The organism is Flavobacterium panici (genome assembly GCF_903819335.1).
In the GTDB taxonomy this organism is placed as follows: domain Bacteria; phylum Bacteroidota; class Bacteroidia; order Flavobacteriales; family Flavobacteriaceae; genus Flavobacterium; species Flavobacterium panici.
Map to the genome: position 1 here is coordinate 52,856 of NZ_CAIJDE010000055.1, position 24,673 is coordinate 77,528.

Sequence of the window (24,673 nt, forward strand, 5' to 3'; positions counted from 1 at the left end):
TTTTGCAAAACCAAATTAATCCATTTTTTGAAAGACGATTTAGAGAAATATATTAAGCTTTGCATGAAAAATGACAGAGGAGGACAACTGAAAATATATCAGTTGTTCTCTCCTGTTTTATACGGTATTTGCCTTAAGTATATGAAAAATGAAGACGATGCGAAGGATGTTTTCCAGGAAGCATTTGTTATTGTTTTTCAAAAAATCAGCCAATATAAATTTGAAGGAAGTTTTGAAGGCTGGCTAAAACGAATTTTCATTAATAAGCTGATTGAAACTTTAAATAAAAAGAAAAAAGAGAGTTTCTTTCTTGATGTTTTTGATCCCGATACTGATTTTGTAGAAGAAGAGGAACTGGACATTATCCCAATAGAACAAGAAAAACTGTTAGAATATATTAGAGATTTACCAGATCAATATCGAACGGTTTTTAACCTCTATGTTTTTGAAAAGATGAAACACAAAGAGATTGCCGAATTACTAAAAATCTCTGAAGGAACATCAAAATCAAATTTAAATAGAGCTAAACATATTTTGCAAAAAAGAATACTGAGCATAAAAAAAAATTTTAAGATAGCATGAAGAAGCAAAAAATAGAAGATATTTTTTCATCAATGGAAGACTTCTCGAGTGTTCCGCCTCCTGAATTGTGGGGTCAGATTGAAGAAAAACTCGACAAACCTAAAAAGAAGAAAAGAGCAATTCTTTGGTGGTCTGCGGCTGCATGCTTATTATTAGGTTTACTGCTCCCATCTGTATTGCATTTTAGTTCTGATAATTCGGGAATTAAAACAATACAAAACAATTCTATTGAAAATAATGATGTGGTTCTGGATCAGGAAAATAAGGACACAGATAAAACCAGAAGTATTGAAAATAAAGAAAATATCCTTGAAAAAGAATCGAATAATAATCGGGTTTCGTCATCAGAAAAAACAACAAATCAATCAGATCAGAATCAATTAAATCAAAATTCAAAAACAGTTAAAGCTCAAACGGGTTCTCAAAATAAAACAAATAATAACAGCTTTGAACCAAAAGTAAATGTCGAAAGAAATAATGCCGTAGCCGAAAAATCATTTGTTCCAGCGAGAGAAAATGGGTTAAATGCAGATTCTAAAAGTCAAATTTCTACCAATAAAAAAGAAAATATAAATCGCGCTGTCGCCGAAAAAACATTTGTTTCAGCTGGAGAAAATGGATTTAATGCGGCATCTAAAAATCAACTTTCGACCACTAAAAAAGAGAATTTAAATAAGGCTGTTGCCGAAAAATCATTTGCCCCAAACAAATCGGATTCTTTTAATTACGGTTCAAAAAGTCAGTCAGACATTGAAAAAAGAAATGCTGATAAGGTTTTAGCAGAGAAGAAATTTGCTCCGGCAAAAACAAATAATTTTAATGCTGTTTCAGGAAATCAATTACCGAATTCAATTTTTGAGGATCTTTCGTCTTCAAAAAATAAAAATGCACTTGCACTTAATGCTTCAAATTCTGCAGCAAAGAGAAATCCAAATGCTTTAAGTCCTTCGTTGAATAAAGAAAATATTCAAAAAACGACTGCTGACAAAAGTATTGCAAGTGTTCAAAATGGTAATTCAAAAAACAATACTGCTTTTAGTAATTCAACTGTTTTGAGTAAAAAAGATTCTGTGCAGTTAGCGGAACTTCAAAATTTAGAAAAAGGAATTGCTGCTGTTACTCCAGAAGCAGAGAAAAAGAAAAAAGAAGACAAAACATTATCTAAATCAGAAAAATGGGCTTTACAGCTTTTTGCCGGTGTTGCCAATTCTGAAAATTATAAAAACAATAAAACTTTAGGAAACGTAAACGATTCTAAACAAAGTAATTCGTACGGTGTAAAAACACAGTATAAAATCAATAAAAAATGGGCTGTTGCTTCTGGCTTTAAAATCAATGAACTGGGACAGAGTGTGGCAAATGTTTCCTATTTAAGCACAAGAAACCAAGCTCTTTTCAGCTCAAGCGATTATTTTGTAAAAAATGAAAGTGTTCCTCAAATTGCAAGCGATACACGTTATGTTTTAGTTTCAAATACTACCAAAGATGTGCTGCAAAGCGATAATATAGAAACTGGAAATCTGAGCCAAAATCTTCGTTACATCGAAATGCCTTTAGAAGTTTCGTATTCTGTTTTTAACAAAAACAGAACAAACATAAATCTAAACACAGGCGGATTTGTTGGTAAACTGATTTCGAACAGTGTTGCCATTGATGGAAATTCTATGGGCGAAAACGTAAATGCAAACGATTATGTTTATGGTACCACTTTGAGCAGTACGGTACAATATAGGGTTTATAAAAAAACAAACGTTTTTGTTGAACCTGCTGTTAATTATTATGCAAATCCTTTAAGCAATCAATCTTTTAATCAATTTCAATGGGGATTGAATTTTGGGTTGAATGTGAACTTTTAATATCTATAGTTTATTGTTTTTAATTTCAATAGATATAACAAAAAGGCGGTTCAACTGAACTGCCTTTTTTATTGAATTAATGTTTGATTTATTGTATTTTGCAGGGAAAATAAAACAATAATGACTTTTAAAAATAACTGGAATGATCTAAAATTTGTTCCAAAGAATTTACAAATTGCAAAAGAACTGATTTATGACATTTGCGGTTTCGGATGTTCTGAACCTCAACCCGAAAAGGAAAGTCAGGAATATGACGCTTTCGATTTTAAAATCGGCGAAAGCCAGATTAAATTTAGATCGGCTAAAATTACGCCTACCAAAACGGGTCAGTTTGTAACCTTATGGAAACGAAATAAAGCCGGAATTATCGAACCTTTTGATTATTGTGATGCAATAGATTTTGTAATTGTAGGTGTTCAAAAAGAAAATCTTTTAGGGCAGTTTATTTTTCCGAAAGAGGTTTTACTTAAAAAAGGAATTTTTACAACAACTGTAAAAGAAGGAATAAGAGCCACGAGAGTTTATCCGCCTTGGGATGAAACGACAAGCAAACAGGCTCAAAAAACGCAGCAATGGCAATTGGATTATTTTTTACCCATTTCTGATCAAACAGATATAAATCGTGCTAAGTTTTTACTTGGCAAATAGATAAAAACAAAAAGGCAGTTCGAATTGAACTGCCTTTTTGTTTTTTATGTATGTTTTTGTTCCGTAGGAACATTCCATTGGTAGAAAATATATTATTACCATATAATTTACGTTCCGTAGGAACGTTTCATTTTGTTATCATTTTTTTCAATATCATATCAAACGTTCCTACGGAACGTAAACACTGCTTGCTATTGTTTTTTTCTACCAACGAAACATTCCGACGGAATGATAAGCCAATCTATTTCAAAATTGTAAAAGACTAATTTATTAAAAACAAAAATAATTTTAATGAATTAATCTTTAGCTTATTTTTTCAGGATTTTTTCTTTATAAATCACTTTATTGTTTTCTGATAAAGTATAAATGTAAAGTCCCGGATATAAATTACGAACTGACATTACGGTATTTGAAAGTTCCTGACTGCTTTTAATCTCAATAGGATTTCCTAATACACGACCATTTATATCGTAAAGTCTTAGTTTTAGATTTCTGTTTTCGCTTGTTTTTACGGCAAAATTTAAATCATCAACTGCCGGATTTGGATATGCTTTTACAAAAAATCCGTTTTTAGTTCCAAAATCAGGAGTTGATAAAACATCTTCTTTTAATTCAAAACGAGCAATTACAGGTCCGTGATCAGATGTTGTTGTGGTATAACTCGGAATATCATTACGCGGGTCATAAACTGCAATGGAATTTGGAATATATTCATCACTTAATTCATTAGAAATTATAATGTGATCCAGAAATCCGCCTGAACTTAAAAAACTGTAAGCTCCAGCCTGACTGATTCCTAAAGTAAGTGCATTGTAGTTATTGGTATCTGTAACAAAACTTTCGTAAGAAGAAGGATTTGGCGTAATTACAGATGCTTTTACGTCATCATTATAATCTCCTAAAATAATTAAATTAGAGTTTGAATAATGTGCATCTAAACTGTCTTTTAAAACCTGAGCATCGTATTTACGCATGTTATAACGTGAAATATCGCTTCCGCTGTTGGCACGCGCGTGAAGATCTACCAAATTGATTTCTTTTGTAAATCCGCCCATATTGGTTTCGATTGTTACCAAATACGGCAAACGTCCAGAAGAGAAAAAGCTAGAACCATTTCCGCCAGGATAATTCGGTAACGTTTTTGTTCCGGCACGAACTTCGTCATAAAACTCTTTAAACATAACACGAGTCTTTTTTACAGAAGTTGTCTGTGTGTTATAAAGTACAACAAGTTTTTGTGGCGGGAAATTAGGATCTGGCGTATCAAAAGAATACGACCATGATGTAGAAGTTGTTTTGTCAAATGTTTTTCCGTTGATGTTTATTTTTTGGATTAAAGCATCAATCGACGGATCATCAGAAACTTCCTGAACTACATAAACGTCCGCATTTAGTTTGTTCATTACTTTGGCAACATTATCAATTTGCAAGGCATCATCTGTTGGACCAAATTCTACTCCGTCTGTTCCTTTTACGTCTGTTCCAAAAAATTCTAAATTGTATGTTACCACATCAAATGTATCTGCTTTTGGTAAAGAAGAACCTGTCAATAAACCAATTTGCTTGTTTAATCCAGTTCCGGTTACAGTTAATGGGCCGGAAATTATTAATTGTTTTGACGAAGGTGTAAATCTTGTATAAATTATTTTACCATTTGCTGCTTCTGTAGTTTCAACAATTACACTTGACTGAAATGTAATATTATCTAATGACACTTGATAATCTGTCGGAGCTGTAATTGTAATGTCTCCATAACCTTCGGCTTTAAAAATAAAAGACTGACTTGTCGAAATTGTATTTTGTGCAACATCTCCAAAATCAAGAACAGGATTTGCATTTACATAACCTGTTTCATTGGTAATTGCAACATCATCTAATGACCACTCGGCTGCGAAGTTATTTCCTCCAGCTGTAGTTTCATAAACCCATGCAACATATGTGCTTCCAGTTTTAAATCCGCTTAAATCAATGTATTGTGATTGTGTATACGTTCCGGTTACAGTTGGGAATTTACCATCTATTTCTGCCCAGGTTGCCGTTTCCGGATTGCTTTTCCCGTCATAATCTGTAGAAACCATTAATTTTAAACCCGGACCTGCATAAAATTTACGAGAGTAAAAAGATAATAATGCAAAATGGGTAAAGGTATCTAAATGTAATTTTGGCGAAATTAACCAATCTTTGCTTGCTCCCGTATCTGAAAATCCGTTCATTAAAACGGCTCCAGTTCCTGAATTTACATTTCTTGCCACAGTTGTAGGCGACCATTTGTTTATGGTTCCGGCAACGTTATATTGTGTCCATCCGCTATTTGATAAAACATTAGGGTCATTAAATCCCTGCACATACGGATTAATTCCTATACCTGTCAGTGTCACAATTTTTGTTGCGGCACCGTTTGATTCATGCGTTATCTCGCCGGTAAAACTGTTGATTGCATTTGGTGTAAACTTTACATAAACAGTTGGAGTGGCATTTGAAGCAAAATCAGCAGCCGCAAAAGTTAATGTCGATGCAAAAGTGGTGTTATCTTTAGAAATAGTAAAATTTGCTGTTGAATTTAAAACAACATCATCAGTAAGGTTTAAACCTTGAAGCTGGTACGAAAAAACATCTGAGTCAAAATTGGCTTCAGAAAAACCTAAATTCAAAGAAACAACTGATGGTGTTAAATTAGGAAGCGCAACGCTTGAAGTTGCGGCATCAATTCTATTTACTGTAGACTGGATATTTCCATAAGGATCTTCAGAAATAGAAAAAACAGAATATGCCGTACTTAAACTTAATCCTGTAAAACTTTTTACATATTCCTGAGATGCATTTGTAATATCTAAAAATCCAAATTGTAAAGCTGCCGTTCCTGCTGCATCCTGTCCTGCTTTTATTTGAGCAATTGTAGGTTCTGCACTTCCGCCCGGCAATAATACATAATATGTTTTTGCCGGTTCATCCAGTTTATTAATAAAATCAAAGCTTTGTGCTAAAATGTTATCTGCTTTTGGATATCCTGATGCATTTACCGGAGCTGCAACATCACTTTTGATATCAATATTATCAATTGCAAATGAAGGACGCGAACCTGATCCTGAAACTTGTCTTGAAATCCATCTAATTTGAACTATTGGCTGATTGTCGCACTCAGCTGGTAAAGTTACTTTTATGGTTCCCGAGTTTTGAGGAGTTGTAATGGCAGTGGTCTGTTTTACATCATTATTTACATAAGCAGTTGATAATAATGAAATAAAAGGCGCACTTGTACCTACTCTATATTGCAAAACCATTTCATTTATACGTGAACTGTTTGCAGCGACATCATAAGGATTACGAATTGTCATCGCATCATATTGCACTTGTATTGCTGTTTCTCCTGTTGCATCAAAAGCAAAACCAATTGTTAAGTCTAATGAACCAGTATTTAAGAAACCAATTTTGCCATCATAATTATGAAAATTACCGCTTGTAGTTGCAGCAGTACTGCTTGCAACTAAAGGTCTGTCTGCCACTAATACTGCATTTGTATTAAAAGCAGATCCTGGAACTGTACTTGCTGTCCATCCTTGAAATCCAGCAGGATATGCTGTAATACCAGGAGCAATAGAAAAATTTTGCTGATATGGCAAATCCTGAGGTGTTGGAAAGGTTTGCGCAACCAGGCTAAGTGAACAACAAAAAAAACTTAAAAAAGCCACGAGGTGGCGAATTGAGTAACTGTTTTTCATAAATTTAAAAATAGGGGTTTAGAAATCAAAGTTATATTGTTTAAAGTTAAGGGAATATTGTAAAAACTTAAATTAATTGTAAGTTTTTACATAAATATTTTATTAACAGTAAATCTAATTTGGTATTCTAAAATTTTCCTGATTTAGGCAGAATGCGTTTTCGCACTATTTTTAATACTTATAAAATCCAAAAACAGTATTTTATTTTTTATAAGAAAAAACTTTATTTTAAAATTCTTTTGCAATAAAAAAGCTGTTCTAAAACAGAACAGCTTTTTTCGTAAATTATCTATGCCGAAAATTATATGGCAGTATAACCTCCATCGGCAATAATGTAACTTCCTGTTGTGAAAGAAGATTTTTCTGAACTTAAAAAAGTTACCAGTTCGGCAATTTCCTCAGCCGTTCCTAAACGATTCATTGGTGCTTTTGCAGCAACAGCGTTCATTGCATCCTTATTCAAATTATCTTTTAGCAATGCTGTTTCAATATAACCGGGACCTACGGCATTACAACGAATATTTTTTTGAGCATATTCTGCCGCAATATTTTTAGTCAGTCCTACAACTCCATGTTTAGAAGCCGTATAAGCCGGACTTAACGGAGCAGCAACTTGTCCGTGAATAGAAGCGATATTAACAATATTTCCACCTCCATTTTTTTCCATTTGTTCTAATTGATAACGACACGCATAAAAAACACCGCTTAAATTAAGCGCAATTACTCGATCCCATGCATCTGGTTCATATTCTCCGGTTGGTTTTGCCGGACCGCCCATTCCTGCATTATTGCAGGCAACATCAAGTCGGCCGTATTTTGAAACCGTAACCTCAACCATATGTTTATTATCGCTTGCACTCGACGAATCACCTTTTACAAAAAAGGCTTCTCCTCCGCTTTCTTTTATAATTTTTACGGTTTCTTCTCCATGTTCAACATTAATATCCGAAACTACAACTTTTGCTCCTTCTCTAGCGTAGGATTCTGCAACTGCGCGTCCAATTCCTGAACCGCCTCCAGAGACAAAAGCTACTTTGTTTTCTAAAAGTGACATATTCTTTAAATTTAAAATTGTACCTGTAATTTACGAAGATATCGACGGCTGACCATAGCAAAAACGGAGTTTACAATAAGATTAAGACTTTATCATAATCAAATGTTATTTGGCATTAAAACCCCGTAATTCCAGAAAATTTTCCGTATTATTTATCTTCGTCTAATTTCATATTGCCGCGATCTTCGTGATTATCCGGATGCGAATTTGGATAGCGGTTTGGTTCAACATCAGAATTTCTGTCTTTATTTTCGACTGTCTTTTTTGCTTCTTCATCACTAGAAACACCGCGGTTTGCATTTGGATTATCTGGATTTACATCGTCTTTAACTTTTTGAATATCTTCATTTTCATTTCTCGCCCTGTCTACAACTTCTTTGTTTCCGTCTTTATCTGCAACCACTTCTTTTTTCAGGTTAGCATCATCTGCTTTTCCGTCGTGTGAAATATTTTTCCCTTTCGTTTCATCGATATCTTTTTGTACTCCATTTATTTTTTTAGAGCCTAGATTATTAGTTTCCATATCCTTTATTATTTTGAGTTTCTATATTAATATTACGAATTCTAAATTTTAAAAGAAAGTTGTTTAACATAGCATTTAGTTTAAAAAGCATTTTTCATAACTTTAATCATGAACTAAAAAACAGTCTGATGAAATTTCTTAAAATCAAAACAAGCTGGTCAAATGCCGAATTTATTCTAATAAAATTATGCATGGCTTCGATCTATATTTTTATTGGAAGTTATTTTCATGATTTCTTCAAAAACTATTATATACCGCTTTTAGTTGTATTCGGAATAACGGTAATCTGGTTTGTTTATGAATGGCTGAAAAAGATGAAAGTAAAAAACGAATAATCGATTCTCAGTTTTACTTTAATACTTGCAGAACAAAGCTATCTTTGCAAAAAATAAAACATGCACCGACACTTCATTCTTTTTAAACCTTACGGCTATTTAAGCCAATTTATTTATGAATTGAAAAGAAAGAAAAAGCTTTTGGGCGAACTTCATGATTTTCCCGAAGGTACGATGGCAATTGGCCGATTAGATGAAGATTCTGAAGGTTTGCTTTTACTGACAACCGATGGAAAAGTAAGCGAGCAGATAAGAAGCAAAAAAGTCGATAAAGAATACTACGTTCAGGTTGACGGCATAATTACGCCCGAAGCGATTGAACAATTACAAAAAGGTGTAGAAATAGGTTTTGAAGGCGGAAAATACAAAACAAAACCCTGCTCTGCTTTTATTGTTACTGAAATTCCTGATTTTGGACCGAGGGCAAAAAAAATCAGGGACGAACGACACGGCCCGACTTCCTGGGCTTCGATTACTGTAAACGAAGGAAAATTTCGTCAGGTTCGAAAAATGACTGCCGCAGTTGGTTTTCCTACATTACGTTTGGTTCGCGTTCGGATAGGAAATGTATATTTGCAGGACTTAAAAGCCGGAGAGGTTTTAGAAGTAACCGATTTTAAATTAGAAAATGAGTCAATTTGATAATTAGATTTTTGAAAACTCATAACTTATAACTCATAATTCAAAAAAATGCTAAACGTAGTTCTTGTAGAACCAGAAATACCAAATAATACCGGAAACATTGGAAGATTGTGCGTAGGAACTGAAAGCCGACTGCACTTAATTCATCCTTTTGGTTTTGTAATTAATGATAAAAACCTAAAACGTTCCGGCTTGGATTATTGGGTTCATCTTGATGTAACCGAATATCAGAATGTTGAAGAATGGATTGCTCAAATTCCTGATCATTCCCGTGTATTTTTAATGAGTTCTCATTCTGATAAATCGTATTTAGAAAATGAATTTCAGGATGGTGACTGGTTGGTTTTTGGAAAAGAAAGCGTTGGTTTGAGCAAAGAGTTTATGGCTCGATTTGAAAATCATTTAACGATTCCTATGTCTCCACTTATCCGCTCTTTTAATATTGCGAATTCTGTTGCTTTTGTCGTTGGCGAAGCTAAGAGACAGATTGGGTTGAAAAAGTAATCTCGATCTTCCTGCAAGGTTTTTCAAACCTTGTAGGTATTTATTATCCATTATCAACTTCAAAACAGATACCTACAAGGTTTTGGAAACCTTGCAGGAAAAGAATCAGGTAACGATAAACTTCCCTTTTTCGGCATCAAAAATAATATGTTCATCTTTGAATAAAGCTGCAAAACTTCCGTTTGAAATTAAATTGCAAGGTTCGTCCTGAACTACATTTTCTGGTGTCATGACAATCATTTCGTCACTTAATTGAATTGCCAAATCAATATCGTGTGTTGAAAACAAAATGCATTTTTGAGTTTCCTGAGTTAGTTTCTTTAATAATTTAAATAGAGAAACTTTATGAAGTAAATCAAGATGAGTTGTTGGTTCATCTAAAATAATCAGCGGCGTATCTTGTGCCAAAGCTCTGGCAATTAAAACCTTTTGCAATTGCCCGTCGCTAATTTCGTAATGTTTTTTATGAGAAAGATGTTCGATTTGCGTGAGCTGCATCGCTTCCTGAACTTTTTCGATATCTGTTTGGGTTAAAGTTCCCACCCAATTGGTATAAGGCTGACGACCAAGCGCCACCAATTCAAAAACAGAGAGATTACTTGGCGGCAATTTTTCGGTTAAAACCAGACTTAAATTCTGCGCTAAATCTAAAGGTTTATATGTTGAGATATTTTTATCATTCAAATAAACATTCCCAGATAAAGGATGCTGAATTCCGGTAATGGTGCGTAATAAAGTCGATTTCCCTATTCCGTTTGCTCCAATCAAAGAAATGAGTTTTCCAGAACTTAAATTCAAATTTAAATTCCCAGCAATAGTCACAACCGCATTTTTGGATTTATATCCAATATTTAAATTTGAAGTTTTTAAAATACTTATCATTTTTTTTAAGTCGCTAAGGTTCTAAGATGCTAAGTTGCTGAGTTTTTTTCTTGCCACAGATTACAAGGATTAAAATGATTAAAAAAATAATCTGTGAAAATCCGTTTAATCCGTAAAATCTGTGGCCCAATAATTATTGGAAATTTCGTTTTCGTACCAAAAGCCAAATCACAACCGGTGCACCAATTATAGACGTTATGGCATTTATTGGGAGCGTAACATCAAATCCCGGCATTTGCGAAACAATATCGCAAAACAACATTATAATCGATCCGAAAAACAAAGTACTCCAAAACAAAATAGTATGATTACTAGTTTGAAAAGTCAGCTTTGCAATATGCGGAACCGCTAATCCAACAAAAGCAATTGGTCCGGCAAAAGCCGTAATCGCTCCAGATAAAATACTTGTTGCAAATATGATAATCAGTCTGGCTTTTTTGAAATTCAAACCCATACTTTTTGCATAGTTTTCTCCCAACAATAAAGCATTTAAAGGTTTAATACTTTTAGCACTTAAAAGCAATCCGATTCCAACACAGAAAGTCAAAATTCCAATTGTTGGCCAGGAAAGATTCCCCAGACTTCCCATTGACCAAAAAGTAAATTTCTGCAATTGTTCTGCCGTACTGAAATAAGTCAAAACACTTACGATTGCCGTTGTAAAACTTCCGAACATTAATCCGACAATTAAAATGGCCATTGTGTCCCGTAATCTTTGAGAAACTACTAAAACCAACAATAAAACTAACGTACTTCCAAAAGTAGAAGCAATTACAATTCCGTATGACGATAAAGCAATAACACTTAAAAACGAAGGTAAAAACCCAGCGCCTAAAATTACAAAAGCAACGCCTAAACTAGCTCCGGAACTTAATCCCAAAACATAAGGCCCAGCAAGTGGATTCCGAAATAAAGTCTGCATTAAAAGTCCGCTTATCGAAAGTCCCGTTCCCACTAAAACTGCGGTGATGGCTTTTGGCAGACGATAATTGATAATGATATATTCCCAGGTTGATTTTGTCGCATGTCCTCCGGTTAAACTCGTAAAAACATCTTTTAACGGAATCGTGACAGATCCTAAACTAATGCTCGCAAAAAACATCAATAAAAGACCTAAAGCCAAAACGACAAATAAAATGGTATTTCGTTTTTTGTTTGCCAATTTAATTCAGTTTTGATGCAAAAGTAAATTCGTAACTCGACATTAAATCAGGATGAAAAATTTTAATGTAATCTTTTAAAACTAAATCCGGACGGCTTGGCGCTAATTCGTAATAAACCGTTCCTCCGGTTGCGCCGAGTTTCCCTTCAAAACTATAAACACTTTTATTGGTAAAAGCATCAAATTCACTATAATGCGGGTTTGCTTTTTGCAATTCATCCAGACTTTTAAAAGAACCCGAAGCAATCCAGACATTTGCCGTTTTTGCTTTATCTAAAACTTTTTCAAAAGACAAACCTTCACTTCCCGTTCCTTTCAAATCTGCCCATAAATAATTAGCGTGAGCATCTTTCATAAATTCGGCAACCCAGCTGTTTCCTTTGGCAACATACCAAACATCTTCATACATTGATCCATACAAAACGGTTGAATTTGGTGTTTTTTCTGCTGCCAGTTTTTTGGCCTGATTATAACTCTCAACAATTTTATCAAACAATTCTTTTGCTTTCTCTTCTTTTCCAAATAAGGCTCCGTAAAGCTTTATCCATTCTGCTTTTCCAAGTGGCGATTGTTCCATCCAGTCGCCCTGAATCAAAACATTTAAACCGCTTTTTTTCAAATTATCCAGCATCGGATTATTGTTGTCAACACCAAAAGTCACAATCAAATCTGGCGATAATTCTATCAATTGTTCTATATTTAATTTTTCATTTTGTCCAACGTTTTTCACAGAACCTTTGTCAATTAAAGCTCTTGTTTTTTCAGATGAAATATAATCGGTATGTGGAAAACCAACCAATTTATTCTCTACTTCAAGCATTTCTAAAAACGGAATATTAGTTGTTGAAGTTACCACAACAGATTCTAACGGAACCTGAATTGTAGTATATGATTGAAGACTATCCGGAACTTTTGCTTCTTTTTCTTTTAAAATATATTTGAAGTCTTTATTTGCGTTAGGCCATGGATTTGAAACTGTTACAACTGAATAATCATCATATTTTACAATAGAAAGTCCAGATGCATATTCGATACTATTTTTTGCTGTTTCAATTTTAGCTACTTCGCTCGTTTCGTTCTTCTTACATCCGAAGAGAATAAAAAAAGAAGAAATAAAAATCAATTTAGGGAATAAATGTCTCATATTTTACGTTTTCGAAAGGAACAAAGGTAAAGTATTTTCTATTTTTTTTGTTTACCTTTATTCTTACAAAATTCAACAATTTGTATCTTTGCAACATGAATACCACAAAAATTAAAGTTTGCTCAAGCTGTGAATCTCAATTCAGCTGTGGAGACATTTCGGTTGAAAATAAATGCTGGTGTAATGATTACCCGCCTATTTTCAATCTTTCTGAAGGAGGAGACTGTCTTTGTCCCGTTTGTTTTAAAGAAGCATGCGAGGATAAAATCGATGCTTATATTGAAACTATTACTCCTAAAAATGCTTTTAAAAATAAAGCCATATCTTTACCCAAAACAGAAAAACTAATTGAGGGAATTGATTATTATACAGAAGATGGCAACATGGTTTTTAAAGCCTGGTTTCATTTAAAACGCGGAACCTGCTGTGGAAACAAGTGCAGACATTGCCCGTATTAATTTAGTTATTCGTGAAAAGTGAGAAGTAAAAAGTTGTTGTTTTAAACATTCATTTTATATTTCGCATTTTACATTTTACACAAACACACAAAAAATGATCCATTTAATAACCGGCGGCGAGCGATCAGGAAAGAGCAGTTATGCCCAAAATCTGGCTTTGCAGCTTTCAAATTCTCCAATATATGTAGCAACGGCCCGAAAATGGGATTCGGATTTTCAAAATCGAATTGACCGTCATCAACTGGAAAGAGACGAACGCTGGACGAATATTGAAAAAGAAAAACATTTAAGCGAAATAGACTTTTCCGGAAAAGTTGCTTTAATTGACTGTGTAACGCTTTGGCTGACCAACTTTTTTGTAGACAATAAAAACGACGTAACCTTAAGTTTACAAGAAGCAAAAAAAGAATTTCTTTTAATTGCCAATCAGGAAAATGCAACGTTAATTATTGTAACCAACGAAATTGGAATGGGCGTTCACGCCGCAACCGAAATTGGCAGAAAATTTACTGAACTGCAAGGCTGGATGAATCAGTTTTTAGCATCAAATGCAGATGAAGTTGTTTTAATGGTTTCGGGAATTCCTGTAAAGATCAAAGGAGAAAATTCCAAATTTTAAATTCCAAATTCCAATCTTTAAAAGGAAAATTCAAAATTTAAATCCCAAATTCCAAGGCTATACTTTATCTTTACTTATATTTTAAATTTCAGCTGAATTGGAATTTGGAATTTAAAAAATTGGAATTTATGACTAGTTTAGACGATATATTAAAATCACGTCGCGATACCCGACATTTTACAACCGATGAAGTTCCTGATGAAGTAATTCAAAAAGCTTTACAGGCCGGACATTGGGCGCCTTCTGTTGGATTGACTGATGCAACGCGATATTATATCATTAAATCGGATGAAGTTAAATGTGCAATTAAAAACCTGTTTTTAGATTATAACAAAAAAGCCGAAGAACTTACAGATAATCCCGAACAAAAAGAACTTTACAAATCACTAAAACTGGAAGCTATTGAAGAAGCACCAATTGGACTTATCATAGCTTATGATCGTTCTGTTTTAAATCAATTTACTATTGGGACTATTGGCAGTAATGAAGCGGTGAAATTTAGTTCGGTTTGTGCGGCACAGAATATTTGGCTTTCGTTAACTGAACAAGGTTACGGAATGGGATGGGTTTCGATTTTAAACTATTTTCAGTTTAAAAAGATTTTGGATTTACCAGAAAATATAGAACCGCTTGGCTATTTCTGCATTGGTAAACCTGCCACAAATTACGGCAATCAGCCTATGCTGCAGCAATTGCATTGGAAACAAAAATCGGAAACTGCAGATTGTAAAGAAATCAACAAAATTCATCCAATCAACATTTCTGATTTTGATTTAAAACCTTCAAGTAAAGTTGAAAACAAAACTGATTTCAATACCCTTTTACAAGAAAAAATAGATTCGAAAACAAAGCCTGTCGGCTCACTTGGAACGTTAGAAACTTTGGCTTTTCAAATGGCGAGCATTTTTGAAACTTTAAATCCTAAAATAATAAATCCGAATATTGTTGTTTTTGCAGCAGATCACGGAATCGCTAATCATGGCGTGAGCGATTATCCGCAAGATGTTACGCGCCAAATGGTAAATAATTTTATGGAAGGCGGCGCAGCAATTAATGTTTTCTGCAAACAAAACAATATCGAATTATCGATTGTAGATTCGGGTGTAAACTATGATTTTCCAACAAATGCAAAATTAATTAATGCCAAAATTGCAAAAGGAACACAATCTTTTCTGCATGTTCCTGCAATGAGCGAAACAGAATTGAATTTGTGCTTTGAAAAAGGAAAATCAATTGTAGAAAATATTGCTAAAACAGGTTCTAACTGCATCGGTTTTGGTGAAATGGGAATTGGAAATACTTCGACAGCATCCGTTTTAATGAGTCTTTTAACCGGTTTTTCAATCGAAGACTGCGTTGGAAAAGGAACCGGAATTAACGATGAAAAACTGCTAAACAAACAAAATATTCTAAAAAAAGCAATCGGTAATTATTCCGGTCAAGCCGAATTAAAACAACAAATCGCCCATTTTGGAGGTTTTGAAATTATTCAAATGGCAGGCGGAATGCTAACGGCTTACGAAAATAAAATGGTGATTCTTGTTGATGGTTTTATTTGTTCTGTCGCTTATTTAATTGCTTCTAAAATAAATCCTGATATTAAACGAAATGCCATTTTCTGCCATTGCTCTGCCGAAAAAGCACATCAAAAATTATTAGATTATCTTGGCGCTAAGCCTATTTTAAATTTAGATTTGCGTCTTGGCGAAGGAACGGGTTGTGCGGTTGCATTTCCTATTTTAAAGTCGGCAGAGGCTTTTTTAAATGAAATGGCTAGTTTTGAAAGTGCTGGGGTTAGTAGGAAGTAAACTTCAATTGAGCATAAATAATTATGTTCATTAATGATTTATACTCATTTTTGTCATTTCGACGAAGGAGAAATCTCCACAAGTAACTCCGCAATCCATATAACCAATCTTTGTCGAGCTACTTGCGGAGATTTCTCCTTCGTCGAAATGACATACTAAATAGAAAAAAAATAATTAATGAAAAAAGAACTACACATTTTCTTCACCTGCTTAATGTTCTACACCAGAATTCCATGTCCAAAAAACATTACTCACGATCCTGATTATTTAAATAAAGCAACAAGATATTTTCCTTTTATTGGCTGGATTGTTGGATCGATTTCATTTCTGGCTTTTTATATTTTCTCTCTTTTTCTTTCAACAGAAACAGCTGTAATTTTTTCAATAATAATTTCAGTTTTAACAACCGGAGCTTTTCATGAAGATGGATTTGCAGATGTCTGCGACGGATTTGGCGGCGGCTGGACCAAAGAAAAAATCCTAATGATTATGAAAGACAGTGCGATTGGTGCTTACGGAGCAATTGGATTGGTTTTACTTTTTCTGGCGAAATTCAAATTGCTTTCAGAATCTATTTTACTTTTCACTAATAACATTTTACTGATTTACCTTTTATTTATTTCGGCACATTCTTTAAGTCGTTTGGCGGCGATCAGCATTATTTTTACGCATCAATATTCTCGTGATGACGCTTCGAGCAAAAGCAAACCAATTGCTAAACAACATAGCTGGAAAGAAGTTTTCGGATCTTTTTTCTTTGGATTAATTCCGTTATTGGCACTCTCCTATTTCAATTATAAAATTCTCTTAGTTTTAATTCCTATTTTTATAACCAGATATTTTCTGGCCAGATATTTCCAAAAATGGATTGACGGTTATACGGGAGATTGTCTTGGCGCAACGCAGCAAGTGTGCGAAGTAATTTATTATTTAAGTATTCTTTTTATATGGAAATTTATTTAGTTCGCCACACCGAAACTATCTGCGAAAAAGGAATTTGTTACGGACAATCTGATGTAAATATTGCGGAACCTTTTGATGAAATTTTTAACCGAATTGTTTCAGAATTACCTAGTGAAGCTATTATTTTTTCAAGTCCACTAAAACGCTGTTCTATTTTAGCAAAACACATTCAGCAAAATATAAAAACAATTTCTTATCAGGAAGACGATCGTTTGAAAGAAATGAATTTTGGCGAGTGGGAACTCAAAAACTGGAACGAAATTCCGCCAGAACAATTAAATCCGTGGATGGAAGATTTTGTAAACATTCAAGTTTTAAATGGTGAATCATTTGTGGAATTACATCAAAGAGTTGGTGATTTTTTAGCAGAACAAATTTCACAAAAAACCCAGCAGCCTATCATTATTGTAGCACATGCCGGAATTATCAGAAGCGTATTATGTCATCAGACTTCACTGCCATTAAAAGAGGCTTTTCAAAATAAAGTCGATTTTGGACAAGTTATAAAAATTACATTTTAATTTAGTTTTGTTTAGTATTTAATCGAAATAGTAAAACAAATTTGAATATTCAATAATTTTAACTTTATCTTTGCAGCAAATTAAGGTTGTGTTTTTATAAAACACATTAAAAGGGAATCAAGTAAAATCTTGAGCTGTTCCCGCAACTGTAAGCTTAGTTCTAAAAAGAATGCTTGTTGTAAACTACAAAACCACTGCTCGCGCTGTCGAATGGGAAGGTAAACAACAAGACGCGAGCCAGGAGACCTGCCTTTGTAACAAATATCGAGCTCTCGGGAAAAAGAGTGTAGAAATTATGACTTTAAGAATACGTTTTGCTTTTTTACTTGTAATGTTGTGCCAATTGATTTCGGCGCAGAGCGATTCTATTAAATTAAAAGAAGTTGTAGTTTCTGATGCTAATCTGAAAAAATACTCCAATTCACAATCCGTTTTAAAGCTTAACGATTCGATTATCAATAAAAATGAAGCTTTACTTACTGATCTTTTAAATTTCAATTCAACTATTTATTTTAAGGAATACGGACGCGGAATGCTTTCTACAGTTTCTTTTCGCGGAACTACCTCTTCTCAAACAGCTGTAATCTGGAACGGAATCAATATTAATTCGCAGATGAACGGAAGCACCGATTTCAACACAATTTCGGGTTCTGATTATAATTCGATTAGTGTAAAAGCCGGCGGCGGAAGTGTTATTTACGGAAGCGGTGCCATTGGCGGAACCGTGCATTTAAACAACGATCTGGCATTTTATAATCGGTTTGAGAATAATTTAAAACTGGATTACGGAAGTTTCAATACTATTGGAATAAATTATAAAACGAATATTTCTAACGAAAAATGGAGTGCGCAAATTGGTTTTTCTAAAAACAGCTCCACAAACGATTACAAGTATTTAGACCGTTACACCTGGCGAGGCGAACAGCGCTGGAACCAAAACGGACAGTATGATATTATAACCATGAGCGCTAATGCAGGTTATAAAATCGACTCAAAAAATACTTTAAAACTGTATAGTCAGTTTTCAAATACAGACAGAAATACTTCTTTAGTTGTAGAAACGGAAACAAAAAGCAAATATGTAAATGGTTTCAATCGAAGTTTATTAGAATACGACGGTGATTTTGGAAAATTTAAAACCAATTTTAAAACGGCGTATATCTTTGAAAACTATCAATATTTTCCTGATAACTCAAGCAACATCTACACTTACGGAAAAACTGAAAGTTTAATTACAAAAGTTGATTTAGGATATACTTTATTCAAATCAACCCAAATAAATGGAATTTTAGACTATAACAGAACTAAAGGTTACGGAAGCAGTTTTGGCGATCACGTTCGCGAAATCAGCTCAGCAGGAATATTGGTCAAACAAGATTTCTCTGAAGCGTGGAAAAACGAACTTGGTGTTCGAAAAGAGTTTACAGATAATTACAAATCTCCGGTTTTATTCTCTTTAGGATCTTCGTATCAGTTTAGTAAATTGTACAATTTAAAACTGAATGTATCCCGAAATTTCAGAATTCCGACTTATAATGATTTGTATTGGGAAGAAGGCGGAAACCCGGATTTAAAACCAGAAAGTTCGTATCAGGCAGAAATTGGAAATGTGTTCACTTTCAAAAACATTTCGCTTACGCAGACTTTCTACTATATCAAAATTAAAGATTTATTGCAGTGGGTTCCAGGCAAAAACGGCATTTGGAGTCCAACAAATAAAGACAATGTTAATAGTTACGGTGCTGAAACTTTATTGAGCTGGAAAAAACAATTCGGTAAAAATAACTTAAGTGCCAATGCTTCTTATGCTTATACCGCTTCAAAAGATGAAGCTACTAAAAAGCAGCTTTTCTTTGTTCCTTATAATAAAGTAACGGCTTCTGTCGCTTATTCACGAAACAGGATTTCTGCTTATTACCAATTTTTATACAACGGTTTTGTTTACACAAGAGCCGATAATAATCCGGACGAAATTATAAACGATTACAACATTTCAAATGTCGGAATCGATTATGATTTTAAATTCCTTGACTCTTTCAAACTTGGTTTTCAGGTTTTAAACATTTTTAATAAAAATTATGAAAGCCTGGAAGACAGACCAATGCCGGGTCGAAATTTCAATATGTATTTAACTCTAAAATTTTAATAATTATGAAACTTAGTAAATTACTTTTAATGGCGTTTAGCGTCTCGTTATTCGTTTCTTGTTCGAGTGATGACGATAATGACCAAATAGAATATAAAAACGGATTCCTTATTTTAAATGAAGGAAGCGCAGGACAAGGAAGTGTTTCTTTTTCAAGCAATGATTTCAACGTTTTTGAAAAAGATGCTTACACTGCTGCAAACGGTTCAGATTTACTTGGAAAATATGCTCAAAATATCTTTTTTGACGGAGACAGAGCTTATATTATTGCAGGTGGTTCAAATGTTATAAATGTGGTAAACAAATACACGTTTAAATTGATTGCTAAAATCGATACTGGACTTGCAAACCCAAGATATGGTGTTGTAAAAGATGGTAAAGCTTATGTAACTAATGCTAATACTTATTTTTCAGCAAGTAATCCAAACGGAAATACTGATGATTATGTTGCTGTAATTAATTTAGCTACAAATACATATGAGTCTAAAATTAACCTAAACGCAACAGCTAACAGACTTGTAGAAAAAAACGGTAAATTATATATCACTGAACCTTATAACAGTGATAAATTATTAGTGGTAAATATCGCGACAAAAGCATTAGAGGCTCCTGTAGCAATTGGTTCAAGTGCAGATGGTATCGAAGAAAATAATGGAACTTTATATATTTTAAGAGGTCCTTATGAAGACAGAAGCGAAATTGTAAAAGTAAAATTAGCAGACAATTCTATTTCCAGAATCACATTCCCTGAGTCATTAGACGGAGCTGCGTTTTTAGATGTTTACGAGAATAAAATTTATTATACAGTAGGGAATTCAGTTTATTCTATTGCTACTACTGCAACTGAAGCTTCAACAACTGCTATCGTAACGCCTAGTTTAGGTTATTTATACGGATTTGCAGTTAACAACAACCGCATTTATTTAGCTGACAGCGGAGATTTTAAAGCTGACAGCAAAGCATACATTTACAGTTTAACTGGAAGTTTACAAAAAGAATTAACTGTTGGAGTGGGGCCAAACGGTTTTTACTTTAATGATTAATTTACTTTAGAATTAGTTTTTATTTGTTTTTGGTAAAAAAAGGCTTTCATTTCTGAAAGCCTTTTTTTTATTTCTATTCTATTTTTAAAACCCTTTTAGAGCATTTTATAAATACATTTCGTTTCGTAATCCGTTGATTTTTTTAGAATCGCTTATGTATGGCAAAACTGCGTTATGATCTGTTTGGATTTTCTTAGCAGCAGAACCTGTAATTTTAGAGATTGCCAAATTCAGCAATGGTTCAGAAGGATCACCTAAAACACCATAATTATTAATGTATTCATACTGAACATAAGTTGGAACCAATCCTCCTGTATAATCTCCAAAATCTGCAGCATTAGAAATTTTAAAGAGTAAAGGCTGCATTGCATATTTATGATTTAGATTTATATTACTTTTAGTTACTAAACTTGGAGAATCATAAAGTGTTCTTGAACCTACATTTTTACCAATAGTTGTTTCACCAATTTGAATTACATTAATATAAGGTTTTAATCCGTTTATGACCAATTCACTTGCAGACGCCGTATTTGAAGTTGTTAAAATATAAACCGTAGCCAAATTTAAACCATTTACCGCAGCACCATCAATATTACTTACAAATCTTTCATTCAAGTCTTCTAATGCTTCAGCATTCAAACCAGCCATTAATTTAAAATTATATTGTCTTTTCGAAAATATTTCGCCGTCAAACTGTCCCGTAATCATACTTGCCAAACGTGTTGAAGTACGTACAGAACCACCTCCGTTATATCTTAAATCTAAAACTAAATCTGTAACACCTTGCGCTTTTAATTCACCAAATGCTTCATTTAATTGAGAATCATAGTCCTGATAAAAACCGTTATACATTAAATAACCAATTTTGTGACTGCCGGAAGTAATTACTTTATGAATTAAAATTGGGTTTTCTTCTAAAGTGGTTTTAGTTAAAGAAAGTGATTTTCCATTCAAAACAAAAGAAGAGCCATTATAACTGGCAAAATTTAGAGTATAAGTATCAGGTCCTAATAATAATGACTGGTAATTTGAAACCGTTAATTTAGTTCCGTTTACACCTGTAAATAAATCCCCTCTTTTAATATCTTTACCAGAAGCATCAGAGTTTGGGATAATATAACGAACATAACCTACTAAATCATTAGATCCTTCGGCAACTCTGGTTAGTTTAAAATCAACACCATTATTTTTAGTGATTCCGTTAAGTTCTTGTTCTAAAACGGTATAATCTTCTACAATCCAGCTAAAACGATCAATAGCATTACTTGGATATTTGCTTACCGGTTTGTTTAATAAATCCTGAAATAAGTCTTCGGGATGCGAATATCCAGATAAAAAAGAGTTTAATTCACTTTTTGTACCAAAGCGGTCATCGGCTAAATTAGGTACATCAGCCTGCCATAAATAGTACGTATTTAATCCTCTCCATATAAAATCGTTTACCTGTAACTCCGCGGGAGCTCTAACATCATCCTCATCTTCACAAGATTGCAAAGCAAATGTTAGTACAAACAAAAATAGTATTGCCTTTAAAATTGGTTTCATAGAAATTAGGTTTCGGTGTCTTGGTATTCTATTAACGTAAAAATACTACCTTTAGTTTTAAGTAGTATTCTTTTTACCTAAAAAAATTTTACATTATTGCTGTAACAAAAATAATTGTGGCTCGTCTTGACTATATAAGCTAACGAATAACCTTTTAATTTATGAACCAGAATGTGTTTATAGAATTAGTTAATCCTTTTAAAGACAAAGTTTTTCGTCTGGCAAAACGATTGCTTACCAGTACCGAGGAAGCCGAAGACGCTACTCAGGAAGTAATGGTAAAATTATGGAATAAAAAAGAGAATCTGGACACTTACAATAATGTTGAAGCACTGGCCATGACCATGACAAAAAATTATTGTTTAGATCAGTTAAAATCTAAAAGAGCCGGAAACCTCCAGATTGTCCATAATAATTTTACAGATCGCGAGCCGCAGTTAGACCGGAAATTAGAAGATGCTGATAGTTTAGAATGGGTTGGAAAAATTATAAATCAGCTGCCGGAACAGCTTCAAATATTAATTCAGTTACGGGATGTTGAACAATATGAATTTGAGGAAATTGCAAAAATCGTTAACATGAACGAAACCGCAATTCGGGTGGCACTTTCGAGAGCAAGAAAAAAAATAAGAGAATCAATGGTAAATGCACACAGTTATGGAATTAGATAAAATAGAAAATATATTAGAAAAATACTTTCAGGGAGAAACTACTATTGCCGAAGAAAATCAATTAAAAGAATATTTTTCTTCATCAGATGTTGCGCAGCATTTGGAGCAGTACAAACCCATTTTTGGTTATTTCTCTCAGGTAAAACAACAAAAATCAACGCAGGAGATCCCACTAAAAACTAAAAAACGAAATGTGGCGTGGTTATCAATTGCAGCTTCAGTTGTTGTTTTACTAGGAATTGGAACCTATTATTTTGCAGGCGAAAAAACAACTCCGGTTGTCGCACAGTCTGAATTAGGAACCTACGACGATCCGGAAGAAGCCCTTGCAGCAACGCAAAAAGCTTTGGCTCTATTGTCGAACAATGTTAATGTAGGTATTGAAAGTGTACAATACATTGGCGAATATGAACAATCAAAAAACAAAATTTTTAAACAGTAAATTAAACACAAAAATAATTATGAAAAATTTCATCATAACTCTAGTTTTCGCATTCGTTACACAAGCTTTTTATGCTCAAAGTGCCTTTGACAAATATGATGGTCAGGACGATGTAACATCAGTAATTGTAAACAAAAAAATGTTTGATTTAATGAGTAAAGTAAAAGTTGATGCTTCTGATAAAGAAACACAGCAATACATTAACCTGATTAAAAAATTAGACTACCTAAAAGTGTTTACCACAAAAAACCCTAAAGTTGAAGCAGATATGAAAGCTTCTGCAGATAAGTACATAAAATCTGCTGGTTTAGAAGAACTTATGCGCATCAACGACAGCGGTAAAAATGTTAGGATAATGGTAAAATCTGGCGCTACAGATACTCAAATTAAAGAATTGCTAATGTTTGTTGACGGGGCAAAAAGCGAAGAATCTGTTTTATTGTCACTTACAGGTAATTTCGATTTAAATGAAATCTCTGTACTTACAGACAAAATGCAGCTTCCGGGCGGAACTGACTTGAAAAAAGCTTCTAAAAGCAAAAGATAATCATGAAAATCAACGTTTTCACCACAGCCATTTTAGCATTACTAACTTTTGTAAGTTGTAATTCTGAGCCTTCACTGCAAAAGTATTTTGTCGAAAACACAGACAAAAAAGACTTTATTGCACTCGATGTTTCGCCTTCTATTTTAAATCTCGACAATACTAAATTGTCGGCAGAGCAAAAAGAAGCCATAAATTCATTCGATAAAATGAACATATTAGCTTTTAAAGCAAATGATAAAAATCAGGTGCAATTTGAAGCAGAACGAAATAAGGTTAAGGCCATATTAAAAGACCCAAAATATCAGGAATTAATGAAAGTTGGTTCCGGTAAAGACGGCGCATCAATTAGTTATGTCGGCTCTGATGACAACATCAAAGAATTCATAGTTTTTGCAAACAGAAAAGAAAATGGTTTTGCCGTTGTTCGTGTGTTAGGAAATAATATGAACCCGAATAGCATTATGACTTTAATGTCTGTTTTGAAAGAATCAAAAATAGACATGGAACAATTGAAACCTTTACAGCAATTGGTTAAATAAAAACATCTTACTTTTAATCGAAAAAAAGCTCCTTAAATGGGAGTTTTTTTTATTTATAATCATATTGTAAATACTGGGCGTAGACGCACTGCTGTGCGTCTCTACAGAAAATTGGGGTGAACTATATTTTTTTTCAACCAGCAGATGACACAATGTATATCGTAGAGGCGCACAGCAGTGCGTCTTATGCGCAAAGTATAACAAACGTAAATACTAGACGTAGACGCGCTGCGGTGCGTCTCTACAGAAAATTGGAAATGAATATTTCTTCGACAAAAAAATAACCACAAAGCATATTGTAGAGACGCACAGCAGTGCGT

General features: G+C 33.6%; 24 protein-coding genes and 1 riboswitch. Of the genes, 17 read left to right on the forward strand and 7 right to left on the reverse strand.

Annotation, left to right across the window (positions count from 1 at the left end; translation table 11 throughout):
* The first annotated feature begins 27 nt into the window (after positions 1–27).
* From FLAPXU55_RS17815 to FLAPXU55_RS17825, 3 genes are all read left to right on the forward strand, one after another.
* Entirely contained in the window at positions 28–582 is a 555-nt protein-coding gene (locus FLAPXU55_RS17815; RefSeq protein ID WP_053474305.1) for an RNA polymerase sigma factor, read from the forward strand.
* Positions 579–2,438, forward strand: coding sequence for a hypothetical protein (locus FLAPXU55_RS17820; protein WP_180859865.1), 1,860 nt, complete (start codon positions 579–581; stop codon positions 2,436–2,438). Before FLAPXU55_RS17815 ends, FLAPXU55_RS17820 begins: the two co-directional genes overlap by 4 nt.
* Positions 2,439–2,558: 120 nt before the next feature.
* The gene (locus FLAPXU55_RS17825; protein WP_180859867.1) at positions 2,559–3,086 is read left to right on the forward strand and encodes a MepB family protein; all 528 of its coding nucleotides are present in this window, start codon (positions 2,559–2,561) and stop codon (positions 3,084–3,086) included.
* 308 nt (positions 3,087–3,394) lie between these two features.
* Here the strand turns inward: FLAPXU55_RS17825 and FLAPXU55_RS17830 are convergent, their stop codons facing one another.
* The 3 genes from FLAPXU55_RS17830 to FLAPXU55_RS17840 all read right to left on the reverse strand — a co-directional run bounded on the left by FLAPXU55_RS17830 (position 3,395) and on the right by FLAPXU55_RS17840 (position 8,382).
* Positions 3,395–6,805 (reverse strand): T9SS-dependent choice-of-anchor J family protein, encoded by a 3,411-nt coding sequence (locus tag FLAPXU55_RS17830; protein ID WP_180859869.1) that lies wholly within the window; start codon positions 6,803–6,805, stop codon positions 3,395–3,397.
* A gap of 301 nt (positions 6,806–7,106) precedes the next feature.
* The gene (locus FLAPXU55_RS17835; protein WP_180859871.1) at positions 7,107–7,859 is read right to left on the reverse strand and encodes an SDR family NAD(P)-dependent oxidoreductase; all 753 of its coding nucleotides are present in this window, start codon (positions 7,857–7,859) and stop codon (positions 7,107–7,109) included.
* A gap of 148 nt (positions 7,860–8,007) precedes the next feature.
* Positions 8,008–8,382, reverse strand: coding sequence for a hypothetical protein (locus FLAPXU55_RS17840; RefSeq protein WP_180859873.1), 375 nt, complete (start codon positions 8,380–8,382; stop codon positions 8,008–8,010).
* A gap of 128 nt (positions 8,383–8,510) precedes the next feature.
* Between FLAPXU55_RS17840 and FLAPXU55_RS17845 the strand changes: the two genes are divergently transcribed.
* From FLAPXU55_RS17845 to FLAPXU55_RS17855, 3 genes are read left to right on the forward strand one after another with little or no spacing between them, the layout of a single operon-like run.
* A complete protein-coding gene (locus tag FLAPXU55_RS17845; protein WP_180859875.1) occupies positions 8,511–8,717 on the forward strand; it encodes a hypothetical protein in 207 nt (68 codons plus the stop codon).
* 60 nt (positions 8,718–8,777) lie between these two features.
* The gene (locus FLAPXU55_RS17850; protein ID WP_180859877.1) at positions 8,778–9,359 is read left to right on the forward strand and encodes a pseudouridine synthase; all 582 of its coding nucleotides are present in this window, start codon (positions 8,778–8,780) and stop codon (positions 9,357–9,359) included.
* 48 nt (positions 9,360–9,407) lie between these two features.
* Entirely contained in the window at positions 9,408–9,863 is a 456-nt protein-coding gene (locus FLAPXU55_RS17855; protein ID WP_053474310.1) for a tRNA (cytidine(34)-2'-O)-methyltransferase, read from the forward strand.
* Between the two features lie 105 nt (positions 9,864–9,968).
* Here FLAPXU55_RS17855 and FLAPXU55_RS17860 read toward each other — a convergent pair whose 3' ends face one another.
* The 3 genes from FLAPXU55_RS17860 to FLAPXU55_RS17870 form a co-directional block, all read right to left on the reverse strand.
* Positions 9,969–10,745, reverse strand: coding sequence for an ABC transporter ATP-binding protein (locus FLAPXU55_RS17860; protein ID WP_180859879.1), 777 nt, complete (start codon positions 10,743–10,745; stop codon positions 9,969–9,971).
* A 133-nt stretch (positions 10,746–10,878) separates the two neighbouring features.
* A complete protein-coding gene (locus FLAPXU55_RS17865) occupies positions 10,879–11,907 on the reverse strand; it encodes a FecCD family ABC transporter permease (protein WP_379703463.1) in 1,029 nt (342 codons plus the stop codon).
* 1 nt (position 11,908) lies between these two features.
* Positions 11,909–13,051: an ABC transporter substrate-binding protein gene (locus FLAPXU55_RS17870; protein ID WP_180859887.1), complete on the reverse strand. Its 1,143-nt coding sequence runs from the start codon at positions 13,049–13,051 to the stop codon at positions 11,909–11,911.
* Between the two features lie 95 nt (positions 13,052–13,146).
* On the opposite strand from FLAPXU55_RS17870, the gene FLAPXU55_RS17875 reads away from it, so the two are divergent.
* The 7 genes from FLAPXU55_RS17875 to FLAPXU55_RS17905 all read left to right on the forward strand — a co-directional run bounded on the left by FLAPXU55_RS17875 (position 13,147) and on the right by FLAPXU55_RS17905 (position 20,609).
* On the forward strand, positions 13,147–13,509 hold the full coding sequence (locus tag FLAPXU55_RS17875) for a DUF5522 domain-containing protein (RefSeq protein ID WP_180859888.1): 363 nt from the start codon (positions 13,147–13,149) through the stop codon (positions 13,507–13,509).
* A 94-nt stretch (positions 13,510–13,603) separates the two neighbouring features.
* Positions 13,604–14,128 (forward strand): bifunctional adenosylcobinamide kinase/adenosylcobinamide-phosphate guanylyltransferase, encoded by a 525-nt coding sequence (cobU, locus tag FLAPXU55_RS17880; RefSeq protein ID WP_180859889.1) that lies wholly within the window; start codon positions 13,604–13,606, stop codon positions 14,126–14,128.
* Positions 14,129–14,256: 128 nt separating this feature from the next.
* Positions 14,257–15,936 (forward strand): nicotinate-nucleotide--dimethylbenzimidazole phosphoribosyltransferase, encoded by a 1,680-nt coding sequence (gene cobT, locus FLAPXU55_RS17885; protein ID WP_180859890.1) that lies wholly within the window; start codon positions 14,257–14,259, stop codon positions 15,934–15,936.
* A gap of 177 nt (positions 15,937–16,113) precedes the next feature.
* Entirely contained in the window at positions 16,114–16,899 is a 786-nt protein-coding gene (locus FLAPXU55_RS17890; protein WP_180859891.1) for an adenosylcobinamide-GDP ribazoletransferase, read from the forward strand.
* The gene (gene cobC, locus FLAPXU55_RS17895; protein ID WP_180859892.1) at positions 16,884–17,420 is read left to right on the forward strand and encodes an alpha-ribazole phosphatase; all 537 of its coding nucleotides are present in this window, start codon (positions 16,884–16,886) and stop codon (positions 17,418–17,420) included. The genes FLAPXU55_RS17890 and cobC overlap by 16 nt, the downstream gene beginning before the upstream one ends.
* Positions 17,421–17,486: 66 nt before the next feature.
* Positions 17,487–17,688: riboswitch (cobalamin riboswitch) on the forward strand.
* 27 nt (positions 17,689–17,715) lie between these two features.
* On the forward strand, positions 17,716–19,566 hold the full coding sequence (locus tag FLAPXU55_RS17900; protein ID WP_180859894.1) for a TonB-dependent receptor plug domain-containing protein: 1,851 nt from the start codon (positions 17,716–17,718) through the stop codon (positions 19,564–19,566).
* A gap of 5 nt (positions 19,567–19,571) precedes the next feature.
* Positions 19,572–20,609 carry a YncE family protein gene (locus FLAPXU55_RS17905; RefSeq protein WP_180859895.1) on the forward strand — a complete coding sequence of 346 codons (1,038 nt, stop codon included), beginning with the start codon at positions 19,572–19,574 and terminating at the stop codon, positions 20,607–20,609.
* A gap of 105 nt (positions 20,610–20,714) precedes the next feature.
* Here FLAPXU55_RS17905 and FLAPXU55_RS17910 read toward each other — a convergent pair whose 3' ends face one another.
* Positions 20,715–22,154 carry a S41 family peptidase gene (locus FLAPXU55_RS17910; protein WP_180859896.1) on the reverse strand — a complete coding sequence of 480 codons (1,440 nt, stop codon included), beginning with the start codon at positions 22,152–22,154 and terminating at the stop codon, positions 20,715–20,717.
* Positions 22,155–22,315: 161 nt separating this feature from the next.
* Here FLAPXU55_RS17910 and FLAPXU55_RS17915 point away from each other — a divergent pair, with 161 nt between their 5' ends.
* Genes FLAPXU55_RS17915 through FLAPXU55_RS17930 form a run of 4 tightly spaced genes read left to right on the forward strand, consistent with a single transcriptional unit; the run spans position 22,316 to position 24,353 of the window.
* Positions 22,316–22,825, forward strand: coding sequence for an RNA polymerase sigma factor (locus tag FLAPXU55_RS17915; protein WP_053474321.1), 510 nt, complete (start codon positions 22,316–22,318; stop codon positions 22,823–22,825).
* The gene (locus FLAPXU55_RS17920) at positions 22,812–23,267 is read left to right on the forward strand and encodes a hypothetical protein (RefSeq protein ID WP_180859897.1); all 456 of its coding nucleotides are present in this window, start codon (positions 22,812–22,814) and stop codon (positions 23,265–23,267) included. The genes FLAPXU55_RS17915 and FLAPXU55_RS17920 overlap by 14 nt, the downstream gene beginning before the upstream one ends.
* 19 nt (positions 23,268–23,286) lie before the next feature.
* Positions 23,287–23,814, forward strand: coding sequence for a DUF4252 domain-containing protein (locus tag FLAPXU55_RS17925; protein WP_053474331.1), 528 nt, complete (start codon positions 23,287–23,289; stop codon positions 23,812–23,814).
* A gap of 2 nt (positions 23,815–23,816) precedes the next feature.
* Complete coding sequence (locus FLAPXU55_RS17930) at positions 23,817–24,353, forward strand: DUF4252 domain-containing protein (RefSeq protein WP_053474322.1); 537 nt, start codon at positions 23,817–23,819, stop codon at positions 24,351–24,353.
* The last annotated feature ends 320 nt before the right edge of the window (positions 24,354–24,673 follow it).

Excerpts from the sequence above, each read along its gene's own strand:
- FLAPXU55_RS17830 (WP_180859869.1), bottom strand. The coding sequence starts at position 6,805 with ATGAAAAACAGTTACTCAATTCGCCACCTCGTGGCTTTTTTAAGTTTT.
- FLAPXU55_RS17925 (WP_053474331.1), top strand. The coding sequence starts at position 23,287 with ATGAAAAATTTCATCATAACTCTAGTTTTCGCATTCGTTACACAAGCT.
- FLAPXU55_RS17835 (WP_180859871.1), bottom strand. The coding sequence starts at position 7,859 with ATGTCACTTTTAGAAAACAAAGTAGCTTTTGTCTCTGGAGGCGGTTCA.
- FLAPXU55_RS17855 (WP_053474310.1), top strand. The coding sequence starts at position 9,408 with ATGCTAAACGTAGTTCTTGTAGAACCAGAAATACCAAATAATACCGGA.
- FLAPXU55_RS17840 (WP_180859873.1), bottom strand. The coding sequence starts at position 8,382 with ATGGAAACTAATAATCTAGGCTCTAAAAAAATAAATGGAGTACAAAAA.
- FLAPXU55_RS17905 (WP_180859895.1), top strand. The coding sequence starts at position 19,572 with ATGAAACTTAGTAAATTACTTTTAATGGCGTTTAGCGTCTCGTTATTC.
- FLAPXU55_RS17910 (WP_180859896.1), bottom strand. The coding sequence starts at position 22,154 with ATGAAACCAATTTTAAAGGCAATACTATTTTTGTTTGTACTAACATTT.
- FLAPXU55_RS17860 (WP_180859879.1), bottom strand. The coding sequence starts at position 10,745 with ATGATAAGTATTTTAAAAACTTCAAATTTAAATATTGGATATAAATCC.
- FLAPXU55_RS17900 (WP_180859894.1), top strand. The coding sequence starts at position 17,716 with ATGACTTTAAGAATACGTTTTGCTTTTTTACTTGTAATGTTGTGCCAA.
- FLAPXU55_RS17870 (WP_180859887.1), bottom strand. The coding sequence starts at position 13,051 with ATGAGACATTTATTCCCTAAATTGATTTTTATTTCTTCTTTTTTTATT.
- cobU (WP_180859889.1), top strand. The coding sequence starts at position 13,604 with ATGATCCATTTAATAACCGGCGGCGAGCGATCAGGAAAGAGCAGTTAT.
- FLAPXU55_RS17825 (WP_180859867.1), top strand. The coding sequence starts at position 2,559 with ATGACTTTTAAAAATAACTGGAATGATCTAAAATTTGTTCCAAAGAAT.
- FLAPXU55_RS17890 (WP_180859891.1), top strand. The coding sequence starts at position 16,114 with ATGAAAAAAGAACTACACATTTTCTTCACCTGCTTAATGTTCTACACC.
- cobT (WP_180859890.1), top strand. The coding sequence starts at position 14,257 with ATGACTAGTTTAGACGATATATTAAAATCACGTCGCGATACCCGACAT.
- cobC (WP_180859892.1), top strand. The coding sequence starts at position 16,884 with ATGGAAATTTATTTAGTTCGCCACACCGAAACTATCTGCGAAAAAGGA.
- FLAPXU55_RS17920 (WP_180859897.1), top strand. The coding sequence starts at position 22,812 with ATGGAATTAGATAAAATAGAAAATATATTAGAAAAATACTTTCAGGGA.
- FLAPXU55_RS17845 (WP_180859875.1), top strand. The coding sequence starts at position 8,511 with ATGAAATTTCTTAAAATCAAAACAAGCTGGTCAAATGCCGAATTTATT.
- FLAPXU55_RS17930 (WP_053474322.1), top strand. The coding sequence starts at position 23,817 with ATGAAAATCAACGTTTTCACCACAGCCATTTTAGCATTACTAACTTTT.
- FLAPXU55_RS17820 (WP_180859865.1), top strand. The coding sequence starts at position 579 with ATGAAGAAGCAAAAAATAGAAGATATTTTTTCATCAATGGAAGACTTC.
- FLAPXU55_RS17850 (WP_180859877.1), top strand. The coding sequence starts at position 8,778 with ATGCACCGACACTTCATTCTTTTTAAACCTTACGGCTATTTAAGCCAA.
- FLAPXU55_RS17875 (WP_180859888.1), top strand. The coding sequence starts at position 13,147 with ATGAATACCACAAAAATTAAAGTTTGCTCAAGCTGTGAATCTCAATTC.
- FLAPXU55_RS17915 (WP_053474321.1), top strand. The coding sequence starts at position 22,316 with ATGAACCAGAATGTGTTTATAGAATTAGTTAATCCTTTTAAAGACAAA.